The following is an 8779-nucleotide window of genomic DNA, read 5'->3' on the forward strand; positions in this document are numbered from 1 at the left end:
GGCCGTTCAGCCCAGGGTTTCCAGCGACGCGCGCACCTTGGCGGACTGCGCGCGGGCGGCGCCCAGCAGGTAGCCGAGGTCGCTGCCGACCACGAAGAACCGGGCTCGCGCCTGGGTGACGTAGCGCCGGATGAACTCGGGGTCGTAGCACCCGCCCACGCCCAGCACCTTGCCATGGGCCGCGCAGGCGCGCGATACCCGCTCGATGGCCTGCGCGACGGCCGGCGCGCCCACCTCGCCCGGGATACCCATCTCGGCCGACAGGTCCTGCGTGCCCACGTGAAGGATGTCTATGCCCGGCACGGCCGCGATCTCCTCGCAGCGCTCGATGGCCTCGGGCGTCTCCAGCATGACGGCGATCAGCGTTTCGCGGTTCACGAAGTCCATCAGCTCGCGAGGGTCGTGGCTGGCGAACTCGACGTGCGGCAGGCCATAGGCCATGGAGCGGTGGCCCGCCGGCGCATAGCGGCAGATGTCGACGATGTGCCGCGCCTCGTCGGCGTTCTCCACGTGGGGAAACACCAGGCCTTGCGCGCCGCTGTCCAGCGCATGGATGGCGTGGACGCGCTCGAGGTTGGGCGTGCGCACGATGGGCGCGATACCCGAACCCAGGGCGGCCTGGCAGATCTGGCTCACGACGTCGGCCGGCACGGGGGTGTGTTCCGTGTCGATGAACAGGAAATCGTAGCCCGCGGTCTTCATGATCCGCGCGATGTCCACGGTGCGGGCCTGGCGCACCGCGACGCCCAGGACGGTCTGCGAAGCGGCGAGTTTCTTGACGAGAGGATTGGGAATCATGCTGGCGTTCCTGGAACCTGGGGTTGGGAAGAATGCAGGCGCGCCGCGGCGAACGCGCGATCGCGGACGGCTGACAGCCGGCTTTGGGCGCTGAGGTGTTCGATCTCGGTAGGCAGCTCGATCAGGCTCGGCACGCCCGCGTCCAGCGCCCGCCGAAGCGCCGGCGCGAAGTCCTCGTGGCGCGTGACCCGCTCGGCGGACAATCCGAAGGAGCGGGCCAGCGCCACGAAATCGGGGTTGCCGATGTCGGTCGCGTAGACCCGCCCGGGAAAGCGCCGCTCCTGGTGGGCGCGGATCGTGCCGTACGAACCGTTGGCCACGACCACGACGACGATGGCGGCGTTGTAGCGGACGGCCGTCTCCAGCTCCTGCACGTTCATCAGGAAGCAGCCGTCGCCCGCCAGGCACACGACCTGTCGCCGCGGCTCGTGGATCTTGGCCGCGATGGCCGCGGGCAGGCCGTAGCCCATGGCGCCGTTCAGCGGCGCGAGCTGGCCGCGGAAATGCTTGTAGCGGTAGTGCCGGTGCAGCCAGGTGGTGTAGTTGCCCGCGCCGTTGGTCACGATGGCATCGGGTGCGAGTTCCTGGTCCAGGGTGGCCACGACCTGGGCCATGTCGACGGTGCCACCTTCCCGCGTGGGCGCGAGGAAGCGCAGATAATCGGACCGGGCCGCGCGCGTCCAGTCCTGCCATGAAGGATCCGCCGCGAGCGACGGCTGGCGGGCCGCCAGCGCCGCACGCAGGAAAGCCTCCGGCGTCGCGGGCACGAGGACGTCGGCCTGGTAGACGCGGCCCAGCTCATCGACGTCGGCATGCACATGGATCATCCGCTGGCGCGGCCGAGGCACGTCGACCAGCCGATAGCCGCCGGTCAAGGCTTCCGACAACCGGCCGCCCAGCACCAGCAGCAGGTCGCTGTCGCGCACGCGGGCCGCCAGCGCCGGATTGGTCGACAGCCCCAGGTCGCCGGCATAGCTGTCGTGGCGATTGTCCAGGTAGTCCTGGCAGCGGAACTCGGCCACGACCGGCAGCCGCAGGGTTCGCGCGAAGTCGGCCAGGGCTTCGGACGCCTGCGCGCTCCACCCGCCGCCGCCCACGACCAGCAGTGGCTTGCGGGCGCGCGCCAGTTCGCCATGCACCTGGGCCAGCGCGGCCGCCGTCGGTTCGATGCCGAGCCGCGACCACGCGCGCGACGGCGCGACGGGAGCGGGGGTTCGCGCTTCCAGCACATCCTCCGGCAGCGCCAGCACGACCGGACCGGGCCGGCCGCCGGCCGCGACCTGGAAGGCGCGAGCGACGATCTCGGGCAGCCGGGCCGGATCATCCACCTCGGCCACCCATTTCGCCATGCCGCCGAACATGGCGCGGTAATCGACCTCCTGGAAGGCACCGCGGCCCATGTGCCCGCGCGCGACCTGCCCGACGAACAGCACCAGCGGCGTCTCGTCCTCGTGCGCGGTATGCACGGCGATGCTGGCATGCGTGGCGCCAGGCCCGCGCGTGACGAAGCACACGCCCGGCTTGCCGGTCAGCTTGCCGTAGGCCTCGGCCATGTTGGCGGCCGCCGCCTCGTGGCGGCACACGATCAGGCGCAGCCGCCCGCGCTGTTCGAACAGGGCATCCAGCGCATCCAGGTAGCTTTCGCCCGGCACGCAGAAGGCCAGGTCCACCCGCTGCTCGATCAGGCAACGCACCAGCAGCTCGCCGCCGCTCGGCGATGCCGCCGCGGAGTCGTTCATCGTTTCCATCTCCATCAGATATAGGTCCCACCGTCGATGACGTGCCTGCGCCCCGTCACATAGCCTGCCTGCGCGCCGCACAGGAATGCGCAATAGGCGCCGAGCTCCTGTGGCCGGCCCGCTCGCCGCACGGGAATCGAGGCCACGCGGCGTGCGCGCAGCTCGTCCGCGCCGATTCCCAGATTGGCGGCCTCGGCCGCCAGGTTGTCGCGCAGCCTTTGTGTCTCGATGCTGTGCGGCAGCAGATGGTTCACCGTCACGCCGTACGGCGCGACCTCGCGCGCCAGCAGGTCGCAGAAGGCGATGAGCGCAGCGCGGGGCGACACCGACAGCGCGAATCCGGAGCGCGGACTCAGCACCGCGGCGGAAGAGATGTTGACGATGCGGCCGAAGCCCCGCGCACGCATCCCGTCCACACAAGCGCCGATCAATGCCCTGGGACCATGGAAGAGGCCGTTCATCGCCGATTCCCACAGCGCGCCGTCGATGCCGGTCGCGTCATGCCGTACCGGCGGCCCGCCGCCATTGGTGACGAGGATGTCCGGAACGCCGGTGCGGCTCGGCAGCTCGCCGCATACCCGTGGATCCGACAGATCGGCGACGACGGTCGTCACCGCCGCCCTGGCGCCGGTGCCGGCGATGTGCCGCGCCGCGGCGTCCAGCCGGGCCGGGTCCCTTCCGACGATGACCACCTCCACGCCCTCGCCGGCCAGCGCCTGCGCGCAGGCCAGCCCGAGGCCGCTGCTGGCCGCGCACACCAGGGCACGGCGTCCTTGCAGACCGAGATCCATGCCTATTCCACCTTCAGGTTGGCATCGCGGACGATCTGCAGGTACTTGGCCTGCTCCCGCTCCACGAACGCGCGGGTCTCGTCCGGCGACGCCGGAACGGGCACCGCGCCCACCTCCAGCAGCCGCTTGCGTACGGGCTCGGAAGCCAGGATACGGGCCGATTCCGCGGCCAGGCGCTTGACGATGGGGCGCGGCGTACCCTTGAGCACCGCGATGGTGTTCCACACGCCCACGTCATAGTCGGCATATCCGGACTCCGCGATGGTCGGCAGGTCCGGCAGCGCGGGCAGGCGCTGGGGCGTCGATACGGCCAGCGCCCGCAGTTTCCCGGAATGGATGTACGGCAGGGTCGTCGTCACGGGATCGATCATGAAATCGAGCTGCCCCGCGATCAGGTCCGTGATCGATTGCGAACTGCCCCGATAGGGCACGTGCACGGCCCGGAAACCGGCCCGCGAGGCGAAAATCTCGACCGCCAGGTGCGGCGCGGAACCGATGCCCGACGAACCGTAGGACAGCTTGCCCGGATGCTTTTTCGCATGGTCCACGAGTTCGGCCACCGTGCGTATCGGCGACTTCGCGTTCACCACCAGCAGTTGCGGCACGGTGGTCAGCATGGTCACGTAGTCCAGGTCGCCCGGCGCATAGCGCAGGTTCGGCAGCAGCGCGGGGTTGAGGGCCTGGGTGCCTATCGTCGCCAGCATCAGGGTGTAGCCGTCCGGCGCCGCCTGCTTGACCGCATCCATGGCGACCGCGCCGGCCGCGCCCGTCTTGTTCTCCACCACCACCGTCTGCCCCAGCCCCTTGCCCAGTTCGCCGGCGTAGATCCGCGCCACCAGATCGGTGACGCCGCCGGCCGAGAACGGGACGACCAGGCGCAAGGGCCTGTCCGGGTAGTCCTGGGCCTGTGCGGCATGGTTGAACACGGCCAATGCGCCAAGCATGACGAGTACCCGGATGAAGGCCATGGCATGTCTCCTGTGCTTTGTGTTGTGGCTCCCACTCTACTGGGCCGCGAGCCGCCATGGCATGCAAATTCGTATACTTGTTATTCACTATCGAATAAAGGCGCCGGCCATGAAATTCGGTGAACTCCAGAACGCCGACTTCACGTCGCTGCACTTCTTCGTGCTGGCCGCGCAGGCGGGATCGCTCTCACGCGGCGCGCTCAGCGCCGGGGTCAGCCAGCCGACGTTCAGCCGCCACGTCCTGAAACTGGAACGGGAGATGCATGCCCGCCTGTTCGAGCGCGTGGGCCGGGGCGTGACGCTGACGGCGGCGGGGCGGCGCCTTTACGAAGCCGTGCTGCCGGGCTTCGAGCAGCTGCTGAACGGACGCCGGCTTGCCATGGCGGAAGTCGAGGATGCCGGCCTGCGCCAGGTCACCATGGGCCTGCCGCCATCCATCGCCAACATCCTGGGCCCACGGCTCCTGAGCACTGTAAGGACGACGCTGCCGACCCTGCGCATGCACGTCGTCGAAGGCTTCCATCGCGCCCTGGTCGACTCCCTGCACCGGGGACACCTGGACTTCGCGCTGCTCTATACGATGATCCCGATCGCGGGCCTGCATGCCGACCCGCTGATGGACGAAGAGCTATGCCTGGTCATGACGCCCGCTCGAGCCCGCAACAAGAAATCCGTCAGCTTCTCGCAGTTGGGGGATTTCCCCCTGTCCCTGCCCAGCCGCCCCCACGGCTTGCGCGAGCTGCTGGAAGACCAGGCGGCGGTGCACCGGGTGCGCCTGGACGTGCGCCACGAGTTCGACACTTCGCTCACGCTGACCAAGCAGATGCCGATGACGGATCTGGCCTGCACGGTGCTGCCCTTCTCCGGCGTGCACGACGAGGTCGAGACAGGCCGGCTCGCGGCGCTGCCCATCCGCAAGCCCGACCTGTCGCGCCGGCTCGTCATCGCCTATGCGAACAACCGCTCCATGACGACCGGACTGTGGCAATTCCTGCGGATGCTGCGGACGCAGTGCGAGGCGCTGGTGGCCGATGGCGTCTGGAAGGGAGCCCGCATCGTGACGCCGGGGGCGTGATGTCTCGTCAGGGAATACCCTTACCCTCGCCGGAGGGAATGAAACCCCGCCCGGCGCGCTCTTGTACGACATGATCTCTTCCGCCGAGTCGCGCTACAACCAATGGGTGCGCGAACACTATCGTTTCCTGCTGCGCAGCGCCTGGGCTCTGACCGGCTCCCGGGCGATCGCCGAGGACGTGGTGCAGGACTGCTTCACCAGCGCCTGGCGCTTTCGCCACCAGTTGCGCGATCCGGCCATGGCGCGCGCCTGGCTGTTCCAGATCATGCGGCGCCATGCCTTCCGCAATCTCGATCCGGCCCAGACGAGCCTGCAAGGGGACGGCCGGGTCGAGGAAGAAGCCGACCCCCGCGCCCATGCGCTGGACGAGCAGCTTGACGTGGTCAAGGCCCTGTCCCGCATCGCCCCCATCCACCGCGAAGTGCTGGTGCTGTACTACTTCGACGACATGCCCACGGCCCTGATGGCCGAGGCGCTGGACATCGCGCCCGGCACCGTGCTGTCGCGCCTGGCGCGCGCCCGCGATGCCTTGAAGGCCGCCCTGCAAGCTCCCCCGCGCCCTGCCGCGCCGGACACGGCGGCCAGTGTCATACCGCTGCGAAAACAGACCCCATGAATTGCGACGACAGCCTCCAAGACACGGAATTCGACCTGCGCGCCCGCGCCGAGCTGGCCCTGGCGTTCGAACCGGGCGATCCGCCCGCGCACCTCCTGCGCCACACGCCCTGGCACGCGCGGCGCGGCCTGCGCGGCATGCTGGCAGCCGTGCTGGTCGCCGGCTCGGCGGCCGGCGCCGTCTTCGCCATGCGCCCGCCCGAACTGGTGCGCTCGGCCATCGAGCACGAATACTACGAGCGCACGCTGCGCGGCAGCTTCCTGCCCGCCACGGAAATGGCGCGCCACCTGGACCTCCCGCCGCAGCAGGCGCTGCCCGGCTACATCCAGTTGATGCGCCCCTGCGACATCGGCCGGGAACGCGCCTACCACCTGACCACCTTCTTCGAGAAAGGCGGCATCGTCACCGTGCTGTCCTTCGAGCAGTTCCAGCAGATTCCCGACGGCGAGGGCTGGTGGGCCAACACCTACTGGAAAGTCGTGCGCTCGCACGAAGGCCGCCCGCTGATACTCATTGCCCAGAAGAAACAGGCCCTGTCCGTGGCCTCGCGCGCGCTGGGGCAACCCGAAACCGCCCCCGCGTCCTGATTTCCCGTTCTCATCCACAACAACAAGGAGAGACCATGCAAGACACCACCCCCACCTCCCTGCCCCGCCGCCGCCTGCTCGCGGGCGGCGCCACCGTGGCCGCGACCGCCGGCCTGGCGGGCCTGCACGGCCAGGCCCTGGCCCAGGCCGCCGCCCCTGCGGCGGCCAAACCCCTGCCCGGCTACGCCGGCTGGAAGAACGCCGACGCGGTCGTCGTGCACAGCAGCACCACCATCGAAACCAAGCGCAGCGCCTTCGGCACCAGCGTGGTCACGCCCACCAACCAGCTGTACGTACGCAACAACCTGCCCACGCCCTCCGAATCCATCGTGGCCGACCGCGACGCCTGGCAACTGCAGATCGCCGGCGTCAAGCAGCCCAGGACCCTGAGCCTGCGCGAGCTCAAGACCCTGGGGCTGGAAACCGTCACCATGGTGCTGCAATGCTCGGGCAACGGCCGCGGCTTCTTCCCCAGCAAGCCCAGCGGCACTCCTTGGACGGTCGGCGCCGCCGGCTGCGTGACCTGGAGCGGCGTGCCCGTGCGCGACGTCGTCCAGGCCCTGGGCGGCCTGATCGACGGCGTGCCCTACATGACCGGCACCGGCGGCGAAGTGCTGCCGGCCGGCATCGACCCCAAGACCGTCATCGTCGAACGCTCCGTTCCCGTCGCCGCCATGCAGGACGCCATCCTGGCCTGGGAACTGAACGGCGAGCCCATCCCCCTGGCCCACGGCGGCCCGTTGCGCCTGATCGTGCCCGGCTACACCGGCGTCAACAACATCAAGTACATCAAGCAGCTCGCCTTCACCCCCAAGGAAAGCGACGCCCGCATCATGTCGCACGGCTACCGCATCACGCCCCCGGGCGGCAAGGGCGACCCCAGCCAGCCCTCGGTGCAGGAGATGAGCGTCAAGTCCTGGATCAACAGCCCCGTTCCCGAGGACGGCACCCAGGCGGCCGGCACCGTGCAGATCCACGGCGTGGCCTTCGGCGGTCTGCATGGCATCAAGGGCGTGGAAGTCTCGCTGGACGGCGGCAAGACCTGGCGCGCCGCACGCCTGGTGGGCCCCGACATGGGCAAGTACGCCTGGCGCCAGTTCGTGCTGCAGGCCACCCTGCCCAAGGGCAAGCACGTGCTGGCCAGCCGCGCCACCGACGACCAGGGCAACGTCCAGCCCGAAACGCGCGGTGAAAACCAGAGCGGCTACAACAACACCAGTTGGGCCGATCACGCCGTCACCATCACCGTCGCCTAGGCGGCGGTACGCCCCGGGGCACTCCCCGGGGCATGTCTCTCCTCAAGCCAACACTCTAGACATGAAGAACGTCCTTACCTTCTGTACGCTGGCCTTCTCGGCCCTGGCCGCCACCACGGCGCATGCCGCCGACGACGCCGCGCAAATGGCGCGCGGCAAGAAACTGTTCACCACCGCCACCCCGGCCTGCGCCGTGTGCCACACCCTCAAGGATGCCGGTGCCGAAGGCACCATCGGCCCCGTGCTGGACGAATTGCAACCCGACGCTCCCCGCGTTGCCCGCGCGCTGCGCGACGGCATCGGCAGCATGCCGTCGTTCAAGGCCACCATGAGCGACGCGGATATCGAGGCGCTGGCGCTGTATGTGAGCAAGGCCAGCCGGGGCAAGTAATTCCCCCGCGGGGGTGAACTATTCGAGGATGGACAGAGCGGAGTCCGTCCCCTTGCGGCCGCAGTAGGCGCTGCAGTGGGCCAAGGCCTCGTGCAGCGCCGTATCGACGGTCCTGATGGAAACCCCCAGCCAATCCGCCACGTCGCGCCGGCTGCGCTGCTCGACGCGCACGGCGATCAGGACCGCGCGCTGGCGGCGCGAGAGTCCCTCCAGGGCGCGATCCAGCCGTGCAAGCTCGGAGCGGGCCTCGACGGCCGCCTGCGGTCCCCGGCCGGCATCGGCCAGTCCGAGGGCGTCGATGTCCGGATCGTCCAGGGACACCGACGGACGCTGCGATCGCAGGTGGTCGGTGGCCGTATGGCACAGCATCCGCCATACGTAGGCGTCGGCATTCGCCACGTCGGCTTCGACGGGCCGCGACAGCTTGAGCCACACGTCGTGCAGACAGTCGGCGGCCAGGTCCACGCATCCCAGGCGGCGGGCCAGGCGTTGGCGCAGCCTGGCGTAGTTTCCGACCAGGTGCGCGCGAGTGGATGCGGCGATGCTAATCGTATCCAT

The 8779-nt window shown here is 69.4% G+C and carries 10 protein-coding genes; 5 read left to right on the plus strand and 5 right to left on the minus strand.

The window, feature by feature from the left end; all coding sequences use genetic code 11:
- Window positions 1-6: 6 nt before the first annotated feature.
- Genes R4823_RS24405 through R4823_RS24420 form a run of 4 tightly spaced genes read right to left on the minus strand, consistent with a single transcriptional unit; the run spans window position 7 to window position 4296 of the window.
- Entirely contained in the window at window positions 7-798 is a 792-nt protein-coding gene (locus R4823_RS24405; protein WP_087836713.1) for an aldolase/citrate lyase family protein, read from the minus strand.
- Window positions 795-2537 (minus strand): thiamine pyrophosphate-dependent enzyme, encoded by a 1743-nt coding sequence (locus R4823_RS24410; RefSeq protein ID WP_338616382.1) that lies wholly within the window; start codon window positions 2535-2537, stop codon window positions 795-797. Before R4823_RS24410 ends, R4823_RS24405 begins: the two co-directional genes overlap by 4 nt.
- A 14-nt stretch (window positions 2538-2551) precedes the next feature.
- The gene (locus R4823_RS24415; RefSeq protein WP_087836712.1) at window positions 2552-3328 is read right to left on the minus strand and encodes an SDR family oxidoreductase; all 777 of its coding nucleotides are present in this window, start codon (window positions 3326-3328) and stop codon (window positions 2552-2554) included.
- Window positions 3329-3330: 2 nt separating this feature from the next.
- Complete coding sequence (locus tag R4823_RS24420) at window positions 3331-4296, minus strand: tripartite tricarboxylate transporter substrate binding protein (protein ID WP_165963306.1); 966 nt, start codon at window positions 4294-4296, stop codon at window positions 3331-3333.
- 109 nt (window positions 4297-4405) lie between these two features.
- On the opposite strand from R4823_RS24420, the gene R4823_RS24425 reads away from it, so the two are divergent.
- The 5 genes from R4823_RS24425 to R4823_RS24445 all read left to right on the plus strand — a co-directional run bounded on the left by R4823_RS24425 (window position 4406) and on the right by R4823_RS24445 (window position 8221).
- Window positions 4406-5371 carry a LysR family transcriptional regulator gene (locus R4823_RS24425; RefSeq protein ID WP_338616385.1) on the plus strand — a complete coding sequence of 322 codons (966 nt, stop codon included), beginning with the start codon at window positions 4406-4408 and terminating at the stop codon, window positions 5369-5371.
- Window positions 5372-5441: 70 nt separating this feature from the next.
- Window positions 5442-5987: an RNA polymerase sigma factor gene (locus tag R4823_RS24430; protein WP_087836735.1), complete on the plus strand. Its 546-nt coding sequence runs from the start codon at window positions 5442-5444 to the stop codon at window positions 5985-5987.
- Entirely contained in the window at window positions 5984-6574 is a 591-nt protein-coding gene (locus tag R4823_RS24435; RefSeq protein WP_087836709.1) for a hypothetical protein, read from the plus strand. The genes R4823_RS24430 and R4823_RS24435 overlap by 4 nt, the downstream gene beginning before the upstream one ends.
- 35 nt (window positions 6575-6609) lie before the next feature.
- Window positions 6610-7830, plus strand: a complete 1221-nt coding sequence (locus R4823_RS24440; RefSeq protein WP_338616386.1) for a sulfite oxidase — start codon at window positions 6610-6612, stop codon at window positions 7828-7830.
- A gap of 145 nt (window positions 7831-7975) precedes the next feature.
- A complete protein-coding gene (locus tag R4823_RS24445; RefSeq protein WP_254914535.1) occupies window positions 7976-8221 on the plus strand; it encodes a cytochrome c in 246 nt (81 codons plus the stop codon).
- Between the two features lie 18 nt (window positions 8222-8239).
- Here the strand turns inward: R4823_RS24445 and R4823_RS24450 are convergent, their stop codons facing one another.
- Window positions 8240-8779 (minus strand): RNA polymerase sigma factor, encoded by a 540-nt coding sequence (locus tag R4823_RS24450; protein ID WP_087836706.1) that lies wholly within the window; start codon window positions 8777-8779, stop codon window positions 8240-8242.

The sequence above is a fragment of the Pigmentiphaga sp. CHJ604 genome, from assembly GCF_036972535.1.
GTDB lineage: Bacteria > Pseudomonadota > Gammaproteobacteria > Burkholderiales > Burkholderiaceae_B > Pigmentiphaga > Pigmentiphaga daeguensis.

Bases quoted from the DNA above. Each gene is read 5' to 3' on its own strand.
- R4823_RS24420 (WP_165963306.1), bottom strand. From the start codon at position 4,296: ATGGCCTTCATCCGGGTACTCGTCATGCTTGGCGCATTGGCCGTGTTC.
- R4823_RS24440 (WP_338616386.1), top strand. From the start codon at position 6,610: ATGCAAGACACCACCCCCACCTCCCTGCCCCGCCGCCGCCTGCTCGCG.
- R4823_RS24435 (WP_087836709.1), top strand. From the start codon at position 5,984: ATGAATTGCGACGACAGCCTCCAAGACACGGAATTCGACCTGCGCGCC.
- R4823_RS24425 (WP_338616385.1), top strand. From the start codon at position 4,406: ATGAAATTCGGTGAACTCCAGAACGCCGACTTCACGTCGCTGCACTTC.
- R4823_RS24405 (WP_087836713.1), bottom strand. From the start codon at position 798: ATGATTCCCAATCCTCTCGTCAAGAAACTCGCCGCTTCGCAGACCGTC.
- R4823_RS24410 (WP_338616382.1), bottom strand. From the start codon at position 2,537: ATGAACGACTCCGCGGCGGCATCGCCGAGCGGCGGCGAGCTGCTGGTG.
- R4823_RS24450 (WP_087836706.1), bottom strand. From the start codon at position 8,779: ATGGATACGATTAGCATCGCCGCATCCACTCGCGCGCACCTGGTCGGA.
- R4823_RS24415 (WP_087836712.1), bottom strand. From the start codon at position 3,328: ATGGATCTCGGTCTGCAAGGACGCCGTGCCCTGGTGTGCGCGGCCAGC.
- R4823_RS24445 (WP_254914535.1), top strand. From the start codon at position 7,976: ATGGCGCGCGGCAAGAAACTGTTCACCACCGCCACCCCGGCCTGCGCC.
- R4823_RS24430 (WP_087836735.1), top strand. From the start codon at position 5,442: ATGATCTCTTCCGCCGAGTCGCGCTACAACCAATGGGTGCGCGAACAC.